The sequence below is a fragment of the Nonomuraea bangladeshensis genome (genome assembly GCF_039529455.1).
Classification (GTDB): Bacteria; Actinomycetota; Actinomycetes; order Streptosporangiales; family Streptosporangiaceae; genus Nonomuraea; species Nonomuraea bangladeshensis.
In genome coordinates this window covers 444,217-467,142 of the sequence record NZ_BAAAMV010000010.1, presented here as the reverse complement: position 1 = coordinate 467,142, position 22,926 = coordinate 444,217, and the positions used below count along the sequence as shown (strand labels likewise).

The 22,926-nt window shown below is 72.7% G+C and carries 15 protein-coding genes; 9 read left to right on the top strand and 6 right to left on the bottom strand.

Features of this window, described 5'->3' with window-relative positions; all coding sequences use genetic code 11:
* Positions 1–218 precede the first annotated feature (218 nt).
* Positions 219–3,746 carry a DNA polymerase III subunit alpha gene (gene dnaE / locus ABD292_RS34775; protein WP_344214910.1) on the bottom strand — a complete coding sequence of 1,176 codons (3,528 nt, stop codon included), beginning with the start codon at positions 3,744–3,746 and terminating at the stop codon, positions 219–221.
* Positions 3,747–3,954: 208 nt separating this feature from the next.
* Between dnaE and ABD292_RS34770 the strand changes: the two genes are divergently transcribed.
* Positions 3,955–5,340: an amino acid permease gene (locus ABD292_RS34770; protein WP_344214908.1), complete on the top strand. Its 1,386-nt coding sequence runs from the start codon at positions 3,955–3,957 to the stop codon at positions 5,338–5,340.
* A 126-nt stretch (positions 5,341–5,466) separates the two neighbouring features.
* Positions 5,467–6,555: an SGNH/GDSL hydrolase family protein gene (locus ABD292_RS34765; RefSeq protein WP_344214906.1), complete on the top strand. Its 1,089-nt coding sequence runs from the start codon at positions 5,467–5,469 to the stop codon at positions 6,553–6,555.
* A gap of 34 nt (positions 6,556–6,589) precedes the next feature.
* Here ABD292_RS34765 and ABD292_RS34760 read toward each other — a convergent pair whose 3' ends face one another.
* A complete protein-coding gene (locus tag ABD292_RS34760; RefSeq protein WP_344215068.1) occupies positions 6,590–6,889 on the bottom strand; it encodes a chorismate mutase in 300 nt (99 codons plus the stop codon).
* Positions 6,890–7,915: 1,026 nt separating this feature from the next.
* Between ABD292_RS34760 and ABD292_RS34755 the strand changes: the two genes are divergently transcribed.
* Genes ABD292_RS34755 through ABD292_RS34730 form a run of 6 tightly spaced genes read left to right on the top strand, consistent with a single transcriptional unit; the run spans position 7,916 to position 15,054 of the window.
* Positions 7,916–9,727 carry a serine/threonine-protein kinase gene (locus tag ABD292_RS34755; protein ID WP_344214904.1) on the top strand — a complete coding sequence of 604 codons (1,812 nt, stop codon included), beginning with the start codon at positions 7,916–7,918 and terminating at the stop codon, positions 9,725–9,727.
* Between the two features lie 10 nt (positions 9,728–9,737).
* Positions 9,738–11,588, top strand: coding sequence for a serine/threonine protein kinase (locus ABD292_RS34750; protein ID WP_344214902.1), 1,851 nt, complete (start codon positions 9,738–9,740; stop codon positions 11,586–11,588).
* Positions 11,589–11,617: 29 nt separating this feature from the next.
* Positions 11,618–12,460: an AraC family transcriptional regulator gene (locus tag ABD292_RS34745; RefSeq protein ID WP_344214900.1), complete on the top strand. Its 843-nt coding sequence runs from the start codon at positions 11,618–11,620 to the stop codon at positions 12,458–12,460.
* Positions 12,461–12,470: 10 nt separating this feature from the next.
* Entirely contained in the window at positions 12,471–13,136 is a 666-nt protein-coding gene (locus tag ABD292_RS34740) for an AzlC family ABC transporter permease (RefSeq protein ID WP_344214898.1), read from the top strand.
* A gap of 7 nt (positions 13,137–13,143) precedes the next feature.
* A complete protein-coding gene (locus tag ABD292_RS34735; RefSeq protein WP_344214897.1) occupies positions 13,144–13,455 on the top strand; it encodes an AzlD domain-containing protein in 312 nt (103 codons plus the stop codon).
* 9 nt (positions 13,456–13,464) lie between these two features.
* On the top strand, positions 13,465–15,054 hold the full coding sequence (locus ABD292_RS34730) for a serine/threonine-protein kinase (RefSeq protein WP_344214895.1): 1,590 nt from the start codon (positions 13,465–13,467) through the stop codon (positions 15,052–15,054).
* Between the two features lie 10 nt (positions 15,055–15,064).
* Here the strand turns inward: ABD292_RS34730 and ABD292_RS34725 are convergent, their stop codons facing one another.
* From ABD292_RS34725 to ABD292_RS34715, 3 genes are read right to left on the bottom strand one after another with little or no spacing between them, the layout of a single operon-like run.
* Positions 15,065–15,994: an RluA family pseudouridine synthase gene (locus ABD292_RS34725; RefSeq protein WP_344214893.1), complete on the bottom strand. Its 930-nt coding sequence runs from the start codon at positions 15,992–15,994 to the stop codon at positions 15,065–15,067.
* Positions 15,987–16,547, bottom strand: a complete 561-nt coding sequence (lspA, locus tag ABD292_RS34720; RefSeq protein WP_344214891.1) for a signal peptidase II — start codon at positions 16,545–16,547, stop codon at positions 15,987–15,989. Before lspA ends, ABD292_RS34725 begins: the two co-directional genes overlap by 8 nt.
* A 38-nt stretch (positions 16,548–16,585) precedes the next feature.
* Positions 16,586–16,975: a TraR/DksA family transcriptional regulator gene (locus tag ABD292_RS34715; RefSeq protein WP_344214889.1), complete on the bottom strand. Its 390-nt coding sequence runs from the start codon at positions 16,973–16,975 to the stop codon at positions 16,586–16,588.
* Positions 16,976–17,430: 455 nt separating this feature from the next.
* On the opposite strand from ABD292_RS34715, the gene ileS reads away from it, so the two are divergent.
* Entirely contained in the window at positions 17,431–20,586 is a 3,156-nt protein-coding gene (gene ileS, locus ABD292_RS34710; protein WP_344214887.1) for an isoleucine--tRNA ligase, read from the top strand.
* 73 nt (positions 20,587–20,659) lie between these two features.
* On the opposite strand, the gene ABD292_RS34705 is transcribed toward ileS, so the two are convergent.
* Positions 20,660–22,897 (bottom strand): hypothetical protein, encoded by a 2,238-nt coding sequence (locus ABD292_RS34705; protein WP_344214885.1) that lies wholly within the window; start codon positions 22,895–22,897, stop codon positions 20,660–20,662.
* Positions 22,898–22,926 lie beyond the last annotated feature (29 nt).

Sequence of the window (22,926 nt, the reverse complement as noted above, 5' to 3'; positions counted from 1 at the left end):
GGTTGCCGATCGCCGCCCCACCACCCTGTGAAGATCAGGCGCCAGGCCGGGGTCCGGCCGGGACCTGGCGTCAGACGCCGAGGCCGGGTGCCGGCCGAGACCCGGCGTCAGGCGCCGAGGCCGGGTGCCGGCCGAGACCCGGCGTCAGACGCCGAGGCCGGGTGCCGGCCGAGACCCGGCGTCAGACGCCGAGGCCGGGGGCCCGGCCGGGCCCGGTGTCAGGCGCCGAGGCAGGCCGGGCCGAGGAGTTGTTTGAGGTCGCCCATCAGGGCCGGCGACGGGGTGACGCGCAGCCGGTCGTCGACCCGCATCACCGTCGTCCGCGGCCCGTTGTGGACCTGGAGGTGCACCTCCGACGTGCCCGGATGCGTGGTGAGGATCTCCTTCAGCCGGCTCACCACGGGCGGCGTGCAGCGGGTCAGCGGCAGGCTCACCAGCAGCGGCCCGCCGGCCTCCTGGGTGAGGTCGGGCGCGGTCACCTCCATCGCGATGATCTTGCCGATGTCCTCGCGCTTGTCGATGCGCCCCTTGACGAACACGATCGCGTCCTCGGCCAGGATCGTGGAGCAGAGCTGGTAGGCCGACGGGAAGATCATCACCTCGATGGCGCCTTCGAGGTCCTCCAGCTGGGTCAGCACCCAGGTGTCGCCCTTCTTGGTGACCTTGCGCTGCACCCCGCTGAGGATGCCGCCCACCGTGACGATCTGCCCGTCGGGCCGGCTGTCGTCCTGCAGGGCCGCGACCGAGCAGTCGGCCCCGGCCGCCAGGATGTGCTCGACCCCGAACAGCGGGTGGTCGGAGACGTAGAGGCCGAGCATCTCCCGCTCGAACTGCAGCAGCGTCGTCTTGTCCCACTCGCCCGGCGGGATCTGCACGTCGAACGTCTGGTCCTCGCCGCCGTCGATCGCGCCGAACAGGGAGTCCTGGCCGATGGCCTCGTTCTTCTTGATGTCGATGATCGCGTCGACGGCCTGCTCGTGCACCATGACCAGGCCCTTGCGGACGTGCCCGAGCGAGTCGAACGCGCCGGCCTTGATCAGCGACTCGATGACGCGCTTGTTGCACACCAGCGCGGGCACCTTGCGCAGGAAGTCCTTGAAGTCGGCGAAGCGGCCCTTCTCCTTGCGCGCGGCGATGATGCCGTCGACGACGTTGGCGCCGACGTTGCGGATGGCCGACAGGCCGAAGCGGATGTCGGTGCCGCGCGGGGTGAAGTCGAAGTCGGAGTCGTTGACGTCCGGCGGGAACACCTTGATGCCCATGCGGCGGCACTCGTTGAGGTAGAGCGCCGACTTGTCCTTGTCGTCCTTGACCGACGACAGCAGCGCGGCCATGTAGGCGGCCGGGTGGTTGGCCTTGAGATAGGCGGTCCAGTAGGAGACCAGGCCGTAGCCGGCGGTGTGGGCCTTGTTGAAGGCGTAGTCGGAGAAGGGCAGCAGGATGTCCCACAGGGCCTTGACCGCGGCGTCGGAGAAGCCGTTGTCCTTCATGCCCGCCTCGAAGGTCACGAACTGTTTGTCCAGCTCGGACTTCTTCTTCTTGCCCATCGCGCGGCGCAGCAGGTCGGCGCCGCCCAGCGAGTAGTTGGCGACCTTCTGGGCGATGGCCATGACCTGCTCCTGATAGACGATCAGGCCGTAGGTCGTGGACAGGATCTCCGCGAGCGGCTCCTCCAGCTCGGGGTGGATCGGGGTGATCTCCTGCGCGCCGTTCTTGCGCAGCGCGTAGTTGGTGTGGGAGTTGGCGCCCATCGGGCCGGGGCGGTAGAGCGCGAGGGCGGCGGAGATGTCCTCGAAGTTGTCGGGCTTCATCAGGCGCAGCAGGGTGCGCATGCCGCCGCCGTCGAGCTGGAAGATGCCGAGCGTGTCGCCCCGGGCCAGCAGTTCGTAGGACTTGCGGTCGTCCAGCGGCAGCTTGAGCAGGTCGATCTTCTCGCCGCTGGTGGCCTCGATCATCTTGAGGCAGTCATCGATGATCGTGAGGTTGCGCAGGCCCAGGAAGTCCATCTTCAGCAGGCCGAGCGTCTCGCAGGTCGGATAGTCGAACTGCGTGATGATCGCGCCGTCGGAGTCGCGGCGCATGATCGGGATGTGGTCGGTCAGCACCTCGGCGGACATGATCACGCCGGCGGCGTGCACGCCGGTCTGCCGGATCAGGCCCTCCAGGCCGCGCCCGAGGTCGATCGTCGACTTGACGTCGACGTCCTCCTCGTAGAGCTTGCGCAGCTCGCCGGCCTCGGCGTAACGGGGGTGGTCCTTGTCGAAGATGCCCGACAGCGGGATGTCCTTGCCCATGACGGCGGGCGGGAACGCCTTGGAGACCTTGTCGCCCAGGGCGTAGGGGTAGCCGAGGACGCGGCCGGCGTCCTTGATGGCGGCCTTGGCCTTGATGGTGCCGAACGTGGCGATCATGGCGACCTTGTCGGCGCCCCACTTCTCGGTGACGTAACGGATCACGTCGCCGCGCCTGCGCTCGTCGAAGTCGATGTCGACGTCGGGCATGGACACGCGCTCGGGGTTGAGGAAGCGCTCGAAGATCAGGCCGTGCGGGATCGGGTCGAGGTCGGTGATGCCCAGCGCGTACGCGACCAGCGAGCCGGCCGCCGAGCCACGCCCCGGGCCGACGCGGATGCCGTTGTTCTTGGCCCACATGATGAAGTCGGCGACCACGAGGAAGTAGCTGGGGAAGCCCATCTGGATGATGACCCGCAGCTCGTTCTCGGCCCACTGGCGGTGCTCGTCGTCGACGCCCTCGGGGAAACGGCGCTCCAGGCCCTTCCAGACCTCCTGCCGGAAGAACGCCTCCTCGGTCATCCCCTCGGGGACGGGGAAGGTCGGCATGAGGTTCTTGTAGGTGAAGAACCCCTCGGGATCGACCTTCTCGGCCACCAGCAGGGTGTTGCGGCAGCCCTCGGCCCACAGGTCGGAGGAGTCGACGGCGCGCATCTCGTCGGCGGTCTTGATGTAGTAGCCGGTGCCGTCGAAGCGGAAGCGGTCGGGGTCGGACAGCTGCTTGCCGGTCTGGATGCACAGGAGGGCGTCGTGCGAGGCGGCGTCGGACTCGTAGGTGTAGTGGGAGTCGTTGGTGACGAGGGGCGGGATGCCCAGCTCCTTGCTGATGCGGGTCAGACCGTCGCGGACGCGGCGCTCGATGTCGAGGCCGTGGTCCATGATCTCCAGGAAGAAGTTGTCCTTGCCGAAGATGTCCTGATATTTCGCGGCGGCCTTGAGCGCCTCGTCGTACTGGCCGAGGCGCAGCCGGGTCTGCACCTCGCCCGAGGGGCAGCCGGTGGTGGCCATCAGGCCCTCGGAGTGCTCGGCGAGGATCTCGGCGTCCATGCGGGCCCACTTGCGCACGAACCCCTCGGTGTAGGCGCGCGAGCTGAGCTTCATCAGGTTGTGCAGGCCCGTCTTGTTGCGGGCCCAGATCGTCATGTGGGTGTAGTAGCCGCCCGCCGAGACGTCGTCCCTCTTCTGGTGCGGCTCGCCCCACAGCACCGGGCGCTTGTTGTGGCGCAGCTCCGGCGCGACGTACGCCTCGATGCCGATGATCGGCTTGATGCCTGCGCCGGTGGCCTGCTTGTAGAAGTCGTAGGCGCCGTGCATGTTGCCGTGGTCGGTGATGGCGATCGCCGGCATGCCGAGGTCGCCGACCTGTTTGAACATCTGCTTCAGCCGGGCGGCGCCGTCCAGCATCGAGTATTCGGTGTGCACGTGCAGATGGACGAACGAGTCGCTGGACGACATGGAGCGGCGCCTCCCGGGTCTGCCTGACGGTGCCCGCCGGACGATGGCGGTGGTCCGACTCTAGTGGCCCGCGCCGACATCCTGGAGCCGCCCCGCGACGATCGCCGGGGGCTCTTCCTGACGGGTTCGCGGACGGCGCGCCGGTGGCTCGCGCGATCAGCGGCGCCGATATCGTCGTGACCACGGAACGTAGCGGGAAGGACGCGGAGTGCGCACGCAGACCGACGAGGGTTACTCGCACGCGCTGGGCAACCGGCAGGTCCAGATGATCGCGATCGGCGGCGCGATCGGGGTGGGGCTGTCCCTCGGCGCGGGCGGCCGGCTGCAGGCCACCGGGCCCGCGCTGGTGCTGTCGTACGCCGCGGCCGGCCTCGCCGCCTTCTTCGTCATGCGGGCGCTCGGCGAGCTCGTGCTCTACCGGCCCACGTCGGGGTCGTTCGTCGAGTACGCCGGCGAGTTCATCGGCCCGTGGGCGGCCTTCGCCAGCGGGTGGATGTACTGGGTCAACTGGGCGTTCACCGGCATCGCCGAGCTGACCGCGATCGCCGCGTACATCCACTACTGGGCGCCCGCCTTCCCCCAGGCGCTGACGGCGCTGATCGCGCTCGGCTTCGTCCTCGTGGTCAACCTGCTGTCGGTGCGGCTGTTCGGCGAGCTGGAGTTCTGGTTCGCGCTGCTCAAGGTGCTGGCGATCACCGTCTTCCTCGTCGTCGGCCTGGTGCTGGTGGTCTTCTCGGTCGGCGGGGCCGGGCCGGCCAACCTGGTCGCGCACGGCGGGTTCACCCCGACCGGGCTGCCCATGGTGCTGATGAGCCTGCAGTCGGTGGTGTTCGCGTACGCCTCGATCGAGCTGGTCGGCATCGCGGCGGGCGAGACGGCGCGGCCCCGCGAGGTGATGCCGAAGGCCGTCAACGGCGTCGTGTGGCGCATCGCGATCTTCTACGTGGGATCGGTGCTGCTGCTGGCGATGGTGCTGCCGTGGACGGCGTACCGCGCGGGGGTGTCGCCGTTCGTGACCGTCTTCTCCGGGCTCGGCGTGCCGTGGGCGGCCGACGCCATGAACCTCGTCGTCATCACGGCGGCCCTGTCCTCGTGCAACTCCGGCCTGTACGCCACCGGGCGCATCCTGCGGTCGATGGCCAGGAAAGGCGAGGCGCCGGGGTTCGCCGCCGCGCTGAGCAGGCGGCACGTGCCCGTCGGGGGCATCGTGTTCACGGCGCTCACGTTCCTCAGCGGGGTCGTGCTGTTCTACTTCCTGCCGGAGCGGGCGTTCAACATCGCCACGGCGGGCGCCTCGCTCGGCGTGGTCACCACCTGGGGGGTGCTCGTCTACTGCCAGCTGCGGCTGCGGCGGGCAGGGCACCGCTCGGCGTTCCCCATGCCCGGCTCGCCCGTCACCAACTGGCTCACGCTGGCGTTCCTGGCGCTGGTGGTGCTGCTGATGCCGTTCGCCGACCGCGATCAGCGGGTGGCGTTCTTCCTCATCCCGGCGCTGGTCGCGGCCATCGCCGCGGGATGGCTGCTGGTGCGCAGGCGGCGTGACGGGCCCGCGGGGGCCCTCGCGGCTCCCGAAGGGCGGCCGGAGACGGGTTAGTCTCGATGCGGCACGAAGTCCGCCGTCCGGGGGGAGGCCGCACTGGACACGACCGAGCCCGATCTCGCCCACCGACCGACCGAGCCCGCCTCGCCCACCCTCACAGAGCCCGTCCCGACTGAGGCCGTGCCGCCGTCCTCCCGCCCGCCGTCGCCCGAGCGAAGCGTGGGGCGGGCGCGGTGGCGGGGGGCGCCGGGGCGGGTCGTCGCCGTGGTCGTGCTGGGGGTCGTCCTCGCGGTCGCCTGCCTGCCGCTCGGCGTGGTGCCGACACTGGCCTGCGCCGTTCTCGGCCTCGGCTGCCCTGACCTGACCGCGCCTACCGGCCGGCTTCCCGAGCGGGTCCGCCTCACGCCGCTCCAGGCGGCGCAGAGCGGCGCGTACGTCGGCCTCGGCGACTCCTACTCCTCCGGCGAAGGCGTCTACGACCAGGACACCGAGCCGGTCAACGACGGCGCCGACCGCTGCCACCGGGCCGGCGGCTCGTACGTCCCCGTGATCGCCGAGACCTACCGCTTCCCCGGCGGCACCGCCTTCTACGCCTGCAGCGGCGCGACAACCGGCCAGCTCCTCACCGGCCAGTGGGGCCACCCCCCGCAGATCAGCCGGGTCGGCCCGGAGGCGAGCCTGATCACGCTGAGCATCGGCGGCAACGACGCCGGCTTCTCCAGGGTCCTGACCGCCTGCATCGCCAAACTGCCCTGGTCGTCGGCCTGCGTCGACCAGGACGCCGCCGTCGGCCGCCGCATCGAGCAGCTACGCGCCGACATGCTCAAGGTGCTGCGCGAGCTGCGCGGCCGCGCGCCCGAGGCGCGGATCGTCGTCCTCGGCTACCCCCGGCCGTTCCCGCAGGACCCGGTGGCCTCCGTCGACAACCTGAGCGCCGCCGACCAGCGGTGGATCAACGGCGTGGCCCGGCGGCTCAACGACACGGTCGGGTCCGTGGTGCGCGACTTCGACCGCGCCATCGCGGCGTTCGGCGGGCCGGGCAGCGCGGAATACGTGGACGCCTACGAGGCCTTCACGGGGCACGAGGTGGGGCGGCAGCAGCCCTACCTGAACGGGCTGGCGCTGGACATGGACCCGATCAACGTCAACGCCCGCAGCTACCACCCGACGGGCGAGGGTTACCGGCGCTTCGCCGAGCTGATCACCCAGCAGATCGCCGCCGGCCCGGGCCGCCCGCTCAACAACTTCCGCCTCACCACCAGCCCCTGACCCCGCCCGCCGCGTGAGGCGGGGGTGGAGGGGGTCAGTGGTGGTGGCCGCGTTCCTCGGCCAGGTGGAGGCCCGCCTCGATGACGGCGTTCATGACGGGGGCCAGCCGGGCCTCACCGAGGGACGGCGCGCGCAGGGCCATGCGGGCCACCAGGGCGCGTTCCCTGGCCAGGTCGCGTCCAGCGAAGCCGCCGACGGGCTTGAGGCGCTGGACGGTGCCCGCGAGGGCGGCACGCCGTTCGAGGAGGGTGGCCAGGGCGGCGTCCACGCGGTCGATGGCGGCCCGGCACTCGGGGATCGTCGCGGGCGACTCGGGCCGCAGCAACGCCCCCACGACCGTCACGGCCTCCTCTGCCGTCCGCCACGCCGTCAGCGCCTCCGCCTTCGCGTCCTGGCCGGCCGTCCCCCGCCGTACGGCGCCACCGCGCGGAAGGGGCGGCGTCCCGTACGGCAAGGCCGGGGCGAGGCGCAAAGGGGCGGGGGCGTGGACGATGAGCCCGTCGGCGCCGGCGGCGACGGCGGCCGCGGACAGGCCGGGGTCGGCCGAGACGTCGGCCAGCACCGGCCGTCCCGACGCCGTACGGGCCGCCCGCAGCAGCCCGAGGTCGAGCGGGCCGCGCTCACAGAGGATCACCCGCCCGTCGCCCTCCAGGGCGCAGTAGTCCGCCAGCCCGAGCCACTCCCCCAGCGGCGCGCCCGCCCGCCGCTCGACGACGACCGGCAGCCCGAGCTCCGCCGCCGCCCGTACGAGCGGGATGTCGCGCGTCCACGCCGCCCCCACCACGACCGCGTCCGCGAGCGCGGCGACGGCCGGCAGGTCGGCGGCGGTGCGCGGCTCGGCGAGCACGGCCGCGGCCCCCTCACGGGCCTGCGCGCCCTCCGGAGCGCCTTCGATGAGCGCGCCCGGCAGTCCGCGGGCCTCCCGCAGCACCTCGTACGCGTCCGCCTCCGCCGGATGGGCCCGCAGGCTCACCCGGTCCCCGATCACCACGGCGGGCCCCTCGCCCACAAGCAGTTCACCGACGGCCACCGCGTGCCGTTCCAAGGTCGACGACATGACCGAACCCTCTCTGCACAGGCCGGCCCACACGCCATGCGGACAGGAGCCGGCGGGAATACAAAAAGGCAGAGACGGGTGCGTCTCTGCCTCGTGCCGGCTCCAGGTGGTCGCTAGCTGCCGACCGGCCCTCCCGGAGCCGGCTCGGTAAACACCTGGCGACAAGTCATGCGAGCAGCCTACACCCTGTTCTCACCTGCTGGACGGCCCTTCTCGTATGGCGGACTGTCCTTCGCGCGAGTCGCCGATGATCCCCCGCTATGGGAGTATTTCTTGGCCGAGAGGGAGGGTTTGAGGCCGTTGATGTCGGATCGTAAGCAGGCAGGACGTCGCATCGCCGGCCGCTACCAGCTGCAGGAGATCATCGGCCGGGGCGGGATGGGCATCGTCTGGCGAGCCCACGACGAGCTGCTCGACCGCACCGTCGCGGTCAAGGAGGTCCGCTACGCGGCCGCCCTGGGCGAGGAAGTGCAGCTCCTGAACCGGCGCACGATGCGCGAGGCGAGGGCGGCGGCCAGGTTCGAGCACCCCAACGTGATCGTCGTGCACGACGTGATCGAGGAGGACGACCGTCCCTGGATCGTCATGCAGCTCGTGCAGTCGCGCTCGCTGGGGACGGTCATCAAGCAGGAGGGGCCGCTGCCGCCCAAGCGGGTGGCCGAGATCGGCATCGCCGTGCTCGACGCGCTGCACCGCGCGCACGAGGCGGGCGTGCTGCACCGCGACGTCAAGCCCGAGAACGTGCTGCTGGCCGACGACGGCCGCGTGGTGCTCACCGACTTCGGCATCGCCACGCTGGAGACCGAGACGCAGCTCACGGTGACGGGCCTGGCGGGCACGCCGGCGTTCATCGCCCCCGAGCGGCTGAAGGGGCTGCCCGCGCGGCGCGAGTCCGACCTGTGGTCGCTGGGCGCCACCCTCTACACGGCGGTGGAGGGCCGCTCGCCGCACGAGCGCGGCATGGCGCTGGCGACCATGCACGCCGTGCTGACCGACGAGCCCGACCCCGCGCCGCACGCGGGTCCGCTGGCCGACGTGATCGCCGGGCTGCTGGCCAAGGAGCCGGTGCAGCGGCTGACGTACGAGGAGGCCGAGCGCATGCTGCGCGGGGCGATCGCGCAGGCGAGCCCGTCGGCCACCACGCAGTTCCCGGCCTCCGCGCCGCGCGAGACCAGGTCGTCCGCGAAGCCGGCCCGGCCGCGCAGGCAGCCCTACCAGCCCAAGCCGCCCGCCGAGGACGACACCCCCACCGATCCCGACCTCCTGCCCGCCGCCGGCACGCCGCCCGAGACGGGCGCCAGGCTCACGCCGGTGACCGCCGGCCCGAAGCCGCCCGCGGAGTCCACCACGGACACGGCCTCGCCGTCGGAGCAGAAGCGGCCCGGCCCGGTGATCGCGGCGGCGCTCGCGGTCCTGCTCATCGCGGGCGTGGCCGGCTACCTCGGCCTGCGTTCCGGCCCCGGCGACGACACCGGCGACGCCGGCGCCTCCACGGCGGGCGTGAGCACGGCGGCGTCCCCGCCGGCCCCGCCGTCCTCGCCGTCGGCGAGCGAGGGCACGCCGTCGGACGGCCCGTCGCCGAGCGCCTCCGCCACGCCGAGCCCCACGGCCACGCCGAGCGCCTCCCCGAGCGCGTCCCCGAGCGAGGAGAAGACCGCCGAGGCCTCGCTGCCCAAGGGCTGGAAGTGGTACAAGGACAAGAAGATGGGCTTCACCATCGGCCTGCCTCCCGGCTGGGAGGTGTGGGACCGCAGCGGGCTGCAGGTCAAGTTCAAGGGTCCGGGGGCGGCGTCCAACGCGTACGTCATGGTCGAGGAGGCCGCCAAGCCGGGCAAGGACCCGTACAAGGACTGGAAGAAGCAGGAGCCGGTGCTGAAGCACAACTTCGGCGGCTACAAGAAGCTCGACATCAAGCGCGTCGACTACCAGAAGTCCGCCGCCGACTGGGACTTCACCTGGAACACCAACACCGGCAAGACGCGGGTGCGCAACCGGGGCTTCGTCACCGACAACGGGCGCGCGTACGCCATCTACTGGCACACGCTCAACAGCCACTGGAAGGCCGACTACCGCTTCTTCGAAGGGTTCTGCGCGTCGTTCAAACCGGCCAAGTAGGCTTCCCGCCGTGCGTGTCAGCAACCGCTACCGTCTCCTCGAACCCCTCGGCGAGGGCGGCATGGGCGTGGTCTGGCGGGCCTACGACGAGCTGCTCGACCGGACCGTCGCGATCAAGGAGGTCCGCTACGCCGGCGTCGGCGACGAGCGGCGGGCCGAGCTCAACCGGCGCACGATCAGGGAGGCGAGGGCGGCGGGCCGCCTGGACCACCCGTCGGTGGTGGTCGTCCACGACGTGGTCGAGGAGGACGGCCGGCCGTGGATCGTGATGCAGCTCGTACGCTCGCGCTCGCTCGCGCAGGTGGTGCGCGAGCAGGGGCCGCTGCCGGTCGGCCAGGTGGCGGTGATCGGCGGCCGGGTGCTGGACGCGCTGCGGGCCGCGCACGCCACCGGGGTGCTGCACCGTGACGTCAAACCGGAGAACGTGCTGCTGGCCGACGACGGCCGGGTGGTGCTGACCGACTTCGGCATCGCCTCGCTGGAGGCCGAGGCGGGGCTGACGGCGACCGGCGGGCTGGTGGGCACGCCCGCGTACATGCCGCCTGAGCGGCTGAACGGCGAGCCCGCGCGGCCGGAGTCCGACCTGTGGGCGCTGGGGGCGACGCTGTACGCGGCGGTCGAGGGCGAGCCGCCGTTCAAGCGCGAATCGTGGGCGGCGACCGTGGCGGCGGTGCTGCGCGACCAGCCCGAGCCGCCGCGCCGGGCGGGGGCGCTCGCGCCGGTCGTCATGGGGCTGCTCCACCGGGACCCGGCCGGCCGGCTGCCGGCCGGGGAGGCGGCACGCCTGCTGCACGAAATCGCCACCGCCCACACGACGCGCTCCGCCCCCTTCCCCGGCCCCGCCGGCCAGTTCTCGGGCCCCTCCGGGCAACCTCCCGCCCTCTCCGGGCAGCCTCCCGGCCCTGGCACACCCTTCCCCGGCCCCTCCGGGCAGTTCTCCGACCCTGCCGGGCAGGTCTCCGGCCCCTCGGGGCAACCTCCTGCCCCCTTCGGGCAGCCTTCCGGCCCTGCCGGTCAGGTGCACCACTCCTTCGGGCAGGTGCCCGCCACCCCGGGCGGGCCGCACGCGACGCAGGAGCCGGGCCGGGCGCACGTCACGGTGCCGGAGGGGCGGTCCCGGCGCGGCAGGGGGCCGCTGGCCGTCGTGGCGGCCGTCGTGGCCGCGCTGGCGGCGCTCGGCGCACTCGGCGTGGGGGGCTGGATGCTGTACGACCGCTCAGCCTCGCCCCAGACGTCCTCCCCGGGAGCCCACCCGACAGCGACCGACCTGACGGCCATCGGCCCGACGGCGGCCGGCCCGACGACCGGCCCGACGACCGGCCCGACGGAAACCGGTCCGACGGCGACCGATCAGCCGGAGCCGACGCCGTCCGTCACCTCCTCGCCCAACCCCACGACCCGCCCCCTCCCCGCGGGCTGGCGTACGCTCACCAACTCGGCGGGCGGCTTCACCATCGGCCTCCCCAAGGGCTGGCGGGCCACGAAGAACCCCGACAGGGACAGCATCCGCCTCACCGGCCCCGACACCCCCGGCGCCCTGATCGTCGAGTGGACCGTCCCCGACATCCCGTGGCAGGACCCGAAGGCCCACTGGCTGGGCCTCGAACGGGAGATCCGCGCCAAGGGCGAGTTCCGCGACTACACCCGCATCGGCATCACCGGCGTCAGGTACCTTGGACGGGAGGCCGCCGACTGGGAGTTCACCCGGACCCGCTCCGGGAGCCTCATCCACGTCGTCAACCGCGGCTTCCACACCGCCGACGGCCGCCCGTTCGCCCTCTACTGGGAGACCCTCGACTCCCGCTGGGCCCGCGACCGTCACTACTTCGACGCCTTCGTGAGGACCTTCCGCCCTCAGTGAGGGCCCGGACCCGTGAGCAGAGACCAGGCGTGAAAGAGCTAGCCCACTTCTGGCGGCACCCCGCGGTGCCGGGGACGGACCTGCTCAAGGCCCGCTACGTCACCCACCGCTTCTCCCGCCACGTCCACGACGGCTACGCCATCGGCGTGATCGTCAGGGGCGTGGAGGAGTTCGACTACCGGGGCACCACCCACCGGGCGGGCGCGGGCGAGCTGGTGCTGGTCAACCCCGAGTCGGTGCACACGGGCCAGGCGGGCACGCCGGAGGGCTGGTCGTATCGGATGCTCTACCCGTCGATCGAGGCGCTGACCGGGATCGCGGCCGAGCTGCGCGCCCCCTACGCGACGCCGCACTTCCCGCGCCAGGTGGTACGCGACGAGGCGGTGGCGGCGCTGCTGGCGCGGGCGCACCAGGCGGCCGAGCGGGGTGACGCGCTGGCCGCCTCCACGCTGAGCCGGACGATGTTCGCCCGGCTGCTGACCCGCCACGCCGCGCCCCGCCCGGTGCGGCCGCTGTCGCCTGCGGGCGGCCGGGCCGTGCGGGAGGCCCTGGAGCTGCTGCACGAGAGCCTGGTGGACCCGCCCGCGCTGGAGGAGCTGGCCGCGGCGGTGGGGGCGCGGCCGTTCGGGCTGCTGCGGGCCTTCAAGGAGGCGACGGGGCTGCCGCCGCACGCGTACCTGACCTCGCTCCGCGTCCGCACCGCGCGCCGCCTGCTGGAGGACGGCGTACGGCCGGCGCAGGTGGCCGCCGAGGTGGGGTTCACCGACCAGGCGCACCTCACCCGGCACTTCCGCCGCATCGTGGGGGTTCCGCCGGCCGCCTACCAACGTGCCGCAGGAACGTACAAGACGGACGAAACGCCCGGCACCTAACCTCCTGGCCATGGATGGAACGACACATCGTCCCGCCGCCGTGCGGGACGGTCTGGGCGTGGGCCTGGCCGTGGGGCTGTCAGGGATCGCCTTCGGGGCCGCGGCCGTCACCGCGGGGCTGAGCGTGCCGCAGGCGTGCGTGCTGAGCCTGCTGACGTTCACGGGCGCCTCCCAGTTCGCGCTGACCGGAGCCGTCGGCGCGGGCGGCGACCCGCTGGCCGCCGTCGCCGGCGCGCTGCTGCTCGGCGGCCGCAACACCCTGTACGGCCTGCGCCTCGCCGACCTGCTCCGGGTACGTGGCCCCCGGCGGCTGCTGGCCGCGCACGGCGTGATCGACGAGACCGCGGCCGTCGCGCTCGCCCAGCCCGACAGGGAGTCGGCGCGCACGGGCTTCACGGTCACCTTCGTCAGCCTCTACATCGCCTGGAACCTGACGACGCTCGCGGGCGCGTACGGCACCGCGTTCCTCGGCGACCCCGGCGCCCTCGGGCTGGACGTGGTGGGACCGGCCGCGTTCCTCGCCATCCTCTGGCCCCGGCTGAGCGCGAGCCGCGAGCTGCGCGCGCTCGCGGCGGGCGCGGCGGCGCTCGCGCTGTGCGCCACGCCGTTCCTGCCGCCGGGCGTCCCTGTGCTGCTGTCGGCCGCGGCCGTGCTGCCGGCCCTGATCCGGAGGTGAGGCGGCGATGACGTTGTGGTGGGCGATCGCCGCCCTGTGCGCGGGCTGCTACGCGCTGAAGCTCTCGGGGCTGGCCGCGCCGAGGTGGGTGCTGGAGCATCCCGTGGTGCGCAGGTTCGCCGAGCTGGTGCCGGTGGCGCTGCTGGCCGCGCTGATCGCGGTCCAGACGTTCACCGAGGCGGGCGAGCTGCACGTCGACCCGGCCCGTACGGCGGGGCTCGCCGCGGCGGTGGTCGCGCTGCTGCTGCGGGCGCCGTTCCTCGCCGTGCTGTTCGCCGCGGCGGCGGTCACCGCGCTTGCCCGGCTGCTTCTGGGGTAGTCGCGATGCATGTCCGATTCAGCGGCGGTGATGGTCGGCGGGAGATATCGGCTGCTCAAGGCGATCGGCAAGGGCGGCATGGGCAAGGTCTGGCAGGCGCACGACGAAGTGCTGGGCCGGGACGTGGCGGTCAAGGAGGTCGTGCCCCCGCCCGACCTGACCGGCCCTGAGCGCGAGGTGTTCTCCCGGCGCACCTTCCGCGAGGCCAGGGCGGCCGGCCGGGTGGCGCATCCGGGCGTGGCCACGGTGTACGACGTCCTGGAGGAGGACGGGCACCCCTGGATCGTCATGCAGCTTGTCCGTTCGCGCACGCTCGGCGAGGCGATCAGGGAGGACGGGCCGCTGTCCCCGTACGACGCCGCGCAGATCGGCGTGCAGCTGCTCCAGGCGCTGCGCGCCGCGCACGCCGCCGGGGTGCTGCACCGCGACGTCAAACCGGACAACGTGCTGCTCGCCGAGGACGGCCGGGCCGTGCTGACCGACTTCGGCATCGCCACCACCGAGGACGACAGCACCATGACCCGGACGGGCGTCCTCATCGGGACGCCCGCCTTCATCGCACCCGAGCGGGCGGCGGGCGGGCGCGCCTCGCCCGCGTCGGACCTGTGGTCGTTAGGGGTCACGCTCTACCAGGCCGTCGAGGGCCACTCCCCCTTCCAGCGCACCAACCCCCTGACCACGCTGGGCGCGGTCATGCACGCCAAGCCGGAGCCGGCGACCCACGCGGGCGCGCTCGCCCCGGTGCTGGACGGGCTGCTGCGCAAGAACCCGAACGAACGCATGACGCTGGACGAGGCCGAACGACGGCTCACCGCGATCGTGATGGGCGTCGCCCCCGAACCGGCGCGGGCCACCAGGATCATGCCCACCCCCGTGGCGGGCGCGGCAGGGCTGGACGCGGGGACGGTCCCGGGCGGACCGGCCGGCGGCGCGGCGGACGCCTACGCGGCCGGGGAGACGCGACCGGCGGACGCCGACGCCCAGGCGGCGTACGGCGGCGTCGCGGCGGCGGGCGGGGATCACCGGGCGGCAGGTGCGGGCGCAGGCGCAGGTGCGGGCGCAGGCGCAGGTGCGGGCGCAGGCGCAGGTGCCGCGGCGGGCGCAGGCGCGGGCGCGGCTTTCGGGGCGGGGAGGCGGCGGCGCGGGTTCGCGCTGGCGGCGCTCGCCGGAGGCGTGGTCCTGGTGGCCGCGGTCACCGGCGGCGCGGCCTGGTGGTCCAGCCGCGCGTCGGACACGGAACGCCCTCCGTCGTCCACCCAGCCGGCCGTCGTCACCGAGTCCTCCTCACGACCCTCCGCCGAGAAGGAGGAGTCCCGCCCGGCGGACACCGAGCCGCCGTCCCGGCCGAGCGGCGAGGCGCCGGCGCCCCAGCGGTCACCGGACGCCACGCCCTCCCCCACCGGCGATCGCCCGACCCAGAGGAGGACCCCCGCCAGGACCTCGGCCCCCGCCGACGACAAGGGCAACAAAGGCGGCAAGGACCGCAAGGACGAGAACGGCGGGGACGACAACGGCGGCGGCGAGAAACGGGACACCGGCGGAGAGGACGACCAGCCGTCCGACCCGGAAACGTCCGGCGTGATCGAGGGGTCGCAGTGACCGCGCGCCCTCAGGACTCCTCGCGCACCACGTCCAGCGCCTTCTGCAGGTCCGCAGGATAGTCGGTGCTGAACGACATCCAGTCGCCCGTGGACGGGTGCTCGAACCCGAGCGCCACCGCGTGCAGCCACTGCCGGGTGACCCCGAGGCGGGCGGCGAGCGTGGGGTCGGCGCCGTAGAGCAGGTCGCCGACGCACGGGTGCCGCAGGGCGGACATGTGCACCCGGATCTGGTGGGTGCGCCCGGTCTCCAGCTTGATGTCCAGCAGCGAGGCCGCGCGGAACGCCTCGATCGTGTCGTAGTGGGTGACGGACGGCTTGCCGCCGGCCACCACCGCGAAGCGGCCGTCGCCCGACGGGTGACGGTCGATGGGCGCGTCCACCGTGCCGCGGAACGGGTCGGGGTGCCCCTGGACCAGCGCGTGGTAGCGCTTGTCGACCGTGCGCTCCTTGAAGGCGCGCTTGAGGTGGGAGTAGGCGTGCTCGCTCTTGGCCACGACCATGGCCCCGGTGGTGTTGGCGTCGAGGCGGTGCACGATGCCCTGGCGCTCGGCGGCGCCGCTGGTGGCGATGGTGTGCCCGGCGCCGAGCAGCCCGCCGATGACCGTGGGGCCGGTCCAGCCGACGGTCGGGTGGGCGGCCACGCCGATGGGCTTGTTGACCACGACGATGTCGTCGTCCTCGTACACGATGGTCATGCCGGGCACCGGCTCGGCCACGGGCATGGGCGTGGTGACCGGCGGCGGCAGGGTGACCTCCAGCCACGCGCCCGCCTGCACGCGGTCCGACTTGGCCGGCTGCCGGCCGTCCACCAGCACGTCGCCGCCCGCGATCAGGTCGGCGGCCCGGGTGCGGGAGAAGCCGAACAGCCGCGAGAGCGCGGCGTCGAGCCGCTCGCCCTCCAGGCCGTCGGGCACCGGCAGGCTGCGCTGCTCACTCACTCGCGCCCGCCTCCTTGCCGCCGTCCGCCTTGCCGCCGTCCGGCTTCGCCTGGTCGGCGCTCTCCTTGGTCCCGTCGATCTGTACGTTCCGCCAGGCCAGCAGCACCGCCAGGATGCCGCCGCAGACGATGGCGGAGTCGGCGATGTTGAAGACCGGGAAGTAGTCGATGACGGGGAAGTGGCCGGGCAGCACCTCGATGAAGTCGACCACGTGCCCCTGGAGCTGGGTCGGCCGCCCGAACCCCGACGGGTAGCGCAGCAGCCGGTCGGTGAGGTTGCCGAGGGCGCCGCCGAGCAGCAGGCCGAGCGTGACGGCCCACGCCCGGCTGCCCAGTTGACGTGCGGTGCGGATGATCGCCACCACCACGCCGGCGGCGATCAGCGTGAAGACGAAGGTCATCCCGGTGCCGATGCTGAACGCGGCACCGGAGTTGAAGATCACCCGGAACTGCAGGACGTCCTGGATGACGACCAGCGGCGCCTGGCCCTCAAGTGTCCGCAACACCACCGTCTTGGTGATGAGGTCGGCCGTGTAGATCACGGCCGACAGCACGACGAGGAGCGCGACCAGGCGGCGACGGCGAGGTCGGCCTAGCGGCGCTCCTCCTTCTGCTTGCAGGCCACGCACAGCGTCGCCCTCGGGAACGCCTGCAGGCGCTCCTTGCCGATCGGCTTGTGGCACGATTCGCACACTCCATAGGTCCCTGCGTCGATCCTGGCGATCGCACGTTCGTTCTGCGCGACCAGATCGCGCGCATTCAGGGTAAGGGCGATCTCACGTTCGCGCTCGTACGTCTTGGCGCCGGCGTCCGCCTGGTCGTCGCCGGCTCCCTGGGTGATCTCCCCGGAGGCTATCTCGTTCTCGTGCCGGAGGATGTCCGCCTCGAGCTCGTCGATCTCCTGCTGGAGCCTGTCGCGTACCTCGGCCAGCTCCTTGTTCGACCACATCGACGGTGTAGCGGTCTGCGTGACTGCCGCCATGCTTGCCTCCATTGCTGATCAAGGCCATAAGGGTGCGGGCAGCTTAGGATCCTGATAACGGAACGACAAACGACCCGCCGCACGGTTTGCCTTCCCCGTACTATCCCGGCTCGCGCGTTCAACTCCTCCGCGGCGGCGTCCATTCCCACAACTTTGTCGGTGTTTACGGGTTGCGTACCCTCCGGCCTTCACGGACGCCACCGCAAACCTGGAAGCTCCGGCCCCGGCTCTGCGTTATTGTTGAAGACCTGCAAGGCGTCGATGGGGCCCCGAATGTGAGGGATATCACCCCGGAGCCGCCGGAAGAACGGCTCGCCCGCGAGCTCATTAGACCCGGCAGCAGACCCAAAGAAGAGGGCTCCGCCCGCAGGGCGGAGTCAAGAAGGGTGGTACCGCGGAGCCGCACGGCTTCGTCCCTTCACGCTCGCCCTGTCGGCCGATCAAGCGTGGAGGTCATGCCCGAGATGTCTTCCCCAACCTTCCGCCCTCTCCCCGCGCAGGTCGACCTGCCCGCGCTCGAGCGCGAGGTCCTCGACCGCTGGCGGGACGGGAAGATCTTCGAGCGTTCCGTGGAGCAGAACGCGGGCAACCCGTCGTGGGTCTTCTACGAGGGCCCGCCCACCGCCAACGGCCTGCCCGGGGTGCACCACGTCGAGGCGCGCGTCTTCAAGGACCTCTTCCCCCGCTACAAGTCGATGCGCGGCTTCAGCGTCCCGCGCAAGGCCGGCTGGGACTGCCACGGCCTGCCCGTCGAGGTGGGCGTCGAGCGCGAGCTGGGCCTGTCCGGCAAGCGGGACATCGAGACGTACGGCATCGCCGAGTTCAACGCCAAGTGCCGCGAGTCGGTGCTGCGGAACGTGGACGCCTTCGAGCAGCTCACCGAGCGGATGGGCTACTGGATCGACCTGTCGCAGGCCTACCGCACCATGGACCCGTCCTACGTCGAGTCCGTGTGGTGGTCGCTGAAGGTCATCCACGACAAGGGGCTGCTGTTCCGCGACTTCCGGATCACGCCCTACTGCCCGCGCTGCGGCACCGGCCTCTCCGATCACGAGATGGGCCAGCCCGGCGCGTACGAGACCGTCTCCAGCCCGTCGGTCTACGTCCGCATGCCGGTGCTGTCCGGCCCGCTGGCCGAGCTGAACGCCTCGCTGCTGATCTGGACCACCACGCCGTGGACGCTGGTGTCCAACACCGCCGTCGCCGTGCACCCCGACGTCACCTACGTCGCCGCGCGCACCGCCGACGGCGAGGTCCTGGTCGTGGCCGAGCCGCTGCTGTCGGTCCTCGGCGAGGGCGCCACCGAGGTGGCCCGTTACACCGGCCGCGAGCTGGAGCACACTCCGTACGCGCGGCCGTTCGAGCTGGTCGACATCCCCGGCGCCCACTACGTCGTGCTCGGCGACTACGTCACCGTCGAGGACGGCACCGGCCTGGTCCACCAGGCCCCCGCGTTCGGCGCCGACGACATGGCGGTCATCAAGCGCTACGACATGCCGGTCGTCAACCCGATCGGCCCCGACGGCCGCTTCCTCGACGACGTGCCCATGGTCGGCGGCACCTTCTTCAAGGACGCCGACGAGCGGCTGACCGACGACCTGCGCGCCCGCGGCCTGCTCTACCGCGGCGGCCACTTCGACCACAGCTACCCGCACTGCTGGCGCTGCCACACGGCGCTGCTCTACTACGCGCTCCCGTCCTGGTACATCCGCACCACCGCGGTCAAGGACCAGATGCTGGCCGAGAACGCCGACACCAACTGGTTCCCTGAGACGATCAAGTGGGGCCGGTTCGGCGAGTGGCTGCGCAACAACGTCGACTGGTCGCTGTCGCGCTCGCGCTACTGGGGCACGCCGCTGCCGCTGTGGGTGTGCGGCGAGGACGACGGCCACGTCACGTGCGTCGGGTCGCTGGAGGAGCTGGGCACGCTGGCCGGGCGGGACGTCTCCGCGCTCGACCCGCACCGCCCCTTCGTGGACGACGTCACCTTCCCCTGCCCGAGCTGCGGCGCCGAGGCCCGCCGGGTGCCGGACGTCATCGACGCCTGGTACGACTCCGGCTCGATGCCGTTTGCGCAGTGGGGCGAACGCGGCAAGCCCGAGGGCGTCTACCCGGCGCAGTTCATCTGCGAGGCCACCGACCAGACCCGCGGCTGGTTCTACTCGCTCATGGCCGTCGGCACGCTCGTCTTCGGCCAGTCCTCCTACGAGAACGTGCTCTGCCTCGGCCTCATCCTCGCCGAGGACGGCCGCAAGATGAGCAAGCACCTCGGCAACATCCTGGAGCCGATCCCGCTCATGGACGAGCACGGCGCCGACGCGCTGCGCTGGTTCATGGCCTGCTCCGGCTCGCCGTGGTCGGCCCGGCGCGTGGGACACAACGTCCTGGAGGAGATCGTCCGCAAGGTCCTCCTGACGTTGTGGAACACCTCGTCGTTCTTCACCCTCTACGCCAACGCCGAGTCCTGGACCCCGGCCAAGTTGGCCGAGGCCACCCCGGCCGCCGAGCGCTCGCTGCTCGACCGCTGGGCCCTCGCCGAGCTGCACCGCACGGTCGCCGAGGTCACGGCCGCCTTCGACGAGTACGACACCCAGCGGGCCGGCCGCCGCCTCGCCGAGTTCCTCGACGACCTGTCCAACTGGTACGTCCGCCGCTCGCGCCGCCGCTTCTGGCAGGGCTCCGAGGACGCCTTCGCGACCCTGTACGAGTGCCTGGAGACGGTGCTGCGGCTGATGGCGCCCGTCACGCCGTTCGTCACCGACCACCTCTGGGACGTCCTCCGCCCGGCCGACGCCCCCGTCTCCGTGCACCTGGCGTCCTGGCCGGAGGCGCGCCAGGACCTCATCGACCCGGTGCTGTCCGACCGGATGGCGCTGGTGCGGCGGCTGGTGGAGCTGGGCCGCTCGGCCCGCGCCACCTCCGGCGTCAAGACCCGGCAGCCGCTGCGGCGGGCGCTGGTGGGCGCGCACGGCTGGCAGACGCTGCCCGGCGAGCTGCGGGGGCTGGTGGCCGAGGAGCTCAACGTCCAGACCCTGGAGGACATGTCGGGCTTCAGCGCCGACCTCGTGTCCTACACGGTCAAGCCCAACTTCCGGACGCTGGGCAAGCGGTTCGGGCCCCGTACGAAGCTGGTGGCCGCGGCCGTCACCGCCGCCGACCCGGCCCGCGTGGCCCGCGCCATCCGCGCCGGCGGCACGGTCATGGTCGAGGCGGACGAGCTCGGCGAGATCATGCTCGGCCCCGACGACGTGATCGTCAACGAGCAGCCCAAGTCGGGCTGGGCCGTGGAGACCGGCGCCATCGGCGCGGGCGCGGGCGAGACCATCGCCCTGGACCTGGAGCTCACGGACGAGCTGCGCCGCGCCGGGCTGCTGCGCGAGGTGATCCGCCTGGTCCAGGAGGCCCGCAAGGCCACCGGGCTGTCGATCACGGACCGCATCGAGCTGTGGTGGTCGGCCACGTCGCCGGAGCTCGCCGCCGCGCTGCGGGAGGAGCCGCGCGTCGTGGCGGAGGAGGTGCTGGCGACGTCGCTGACGGAGGGCACCGCCGACGGTCTGCCCGTCCACACGGACGACGACCTGTCCCTGACCTTCCAGCTCCGCCGCGCCTGACCCCTTCTGGTACGGCGAACGCCCCCGGTCGTGTACTGACCGGGGGCGTTCGCGTGTGCTCGGGAAGGAGGGGTCAGGAGACCGATTCGCGGTCGTGCCGGCAGATCGGGCAGATCGTCAGCCCGGCGGCCTCCGCCGCGGCGACCGTCATCGTCTCGATGTCGCGGTCCCCCGCACCCTTGATCAACGGACAGTCGGCGCCGTGGTAGCGGCGCGTGCCGGCGATGACCTTCACCGCGCCGGCACCCTGGTCCGCCTGCTTCGGCCCCGCCGGCTCCTCACCGCTCTCACCCTCGGACTCCTCCTGTCCGGCGACGGGGAACACCGTGGTCCGGGAAGCGGCGGAAGACTCCTGCGCCCGCTCGGTCCGCTCCTTCGGCGCGACCGTGATCCGCGGCTGCGGCGCCGTGGACGGCCCGGAATCATCATCCTCGTCACCGCCGGCCCGCCCCGCCCCCTCAGGCCGACCCGGAAGGCGCAGCGCGGGATCGGTACGCTCGGCGTCCCCCTCGGGCGGCGTCCCACCCTTGACTCCAGAGGAACCACCGGACGTGACGGGCTTACCGGAGGTGGTGGTGGACTTACCGGACGCCGCGGCGGGCTCGCCGGATGCACCGGGGGTGGCAGCGGACTTGCCGGCAACGGACTTACCGGACGTCGCACCAGGCTTGCCGGACGTACCGGCAGGCTCCCCGGACGTCGCGGCAGGCTTACCAGGCTTCTCGCCAGGCTCACCGGATGCGCCGACTGGCTCGGCGGACGTGACGGCGGACTTACCGGGGGTCGCGGCAGACTTGCCGGACGCGCCGACAGGCTCGCCAGACGTCGTGGCAGGCTTACTGGACTTGCCGGCAGGCTTACTGGACTTGCCGGCAGGCTCCCCGGAAGTCGCAGTGGGCTTGCCAGGCGTCGCGCCGGGCTTGCCGGGCTTGCCGGCGGCGGCCTCGGATGCCGCTCCCGTAGTGCCGGAGGCGGTGGGCTTCGCGGACGGGGTGCCGGGCTTCTTGCCCTCGGGGCGCGGGCCGGGCTCGTCCTCGGAACGGGAGCTCTTGCCGGGCGGCGTGGACTGGGGCCGGCTCGCGTACGGCGGCGGCCGGAAGATGGAGGTCTGCGTCTCCCCCTGCTCGTCCTCGGACCCAGCGCGGGGGGCGGCCGGGCCCTTGGCCCCGGCCTGGCCTGCCGACGCGGCGGCCGGCCTGCCGAACCATCCGGTGGCGCCTTCCTCGCGGGCGGCGGCCTGCTCCGGCCTGTCTCCGGACTTCGCCCCCTCGGCCTCAGCTCCGGCGGGCTCCTGCCGGGCAGCCGGTCTGGTTCCGGACTGCGGCACATCGCCGGACCGAGCGCCTTCACCGGGCTTCGGACCGGTACCCGCGTGCGGACCGGAAGCCGCCTGCGGGCCACTGGGCGACCGTGGGCCAGTAGCCGCCTGCGGGCCGGTGGACGGCTGCGGACGGCTGCCCGACTGAGGGCCGGTGCCCGACTGGGGGCCTGTGGCCGGCTGCGCATCGGCGGCCGGGCGTGCACCAGTAGACGCCTGCGGGCCGGAAGACGGCTGCGGGCCACTGGGCGACCGCGGGCCGGTGCCCGGTTGCGCATCGGCGGCTGAGCGTGCACCAGTAGACGCCTGCGGGCCAGTAGACGGCTGCGGGCCGCTGGCCGGTTGCGGGCCTGGGCGAGGCGTGGACGGGGTGCGGGGTTCTGCGGGCGGCTCCGCCCGGCTCTCCACGGCGGGCGCGGAGCCGGGGGCGGCGGCGGGCTCGGGGTCGGCGGCAGGCGGCAGCTGCCGTCCGCCGAGCGCTGCGTCGGGCAGGCACGCCGTGCAGGGCGTGAAGCCCTCCTCGCGTGCCTCCTCGTAGGTGAGCTCCTCGTGCTCCCGGCCGGCGAGCTGCCGGCAGCCGGCCACGTGGTAGCGCTTGCGGCCGGGGATCACCAGCACGATCGCGTCCGGTGCGACACCGCCGGCCGGGGGGCGGCGCGGACCGGTGGCCGGAAGGGTCACCGTCCGCTGCGGCGGCTGCGGCTGCGGGCGCGTATGGGGCGGCGGCTGGTGAGCCACAGGACCGGTCTGGTTGTACGGCGAGCCAGGAGGCGGCGGCATGAGCCCCGTAGGAGGGGGGGTGGCCGGTGCGGCGGCCCGCCCACCACCGGGGAACAGCTCGTGTCTCCGCAGGAACGCCCCGATCACCAGGAACAGCGCGGACAGCACGCTGACCACGATGGACCACATGATCAGGAACGGCTTCGCCAGTACGAAGCCCGCGATCAGCAACACGACCGCCGCGAGCACCAAACCAGCACTGATAAGGATCACAGAGGGCTCTTTCGAGTGACAGGTCCTAG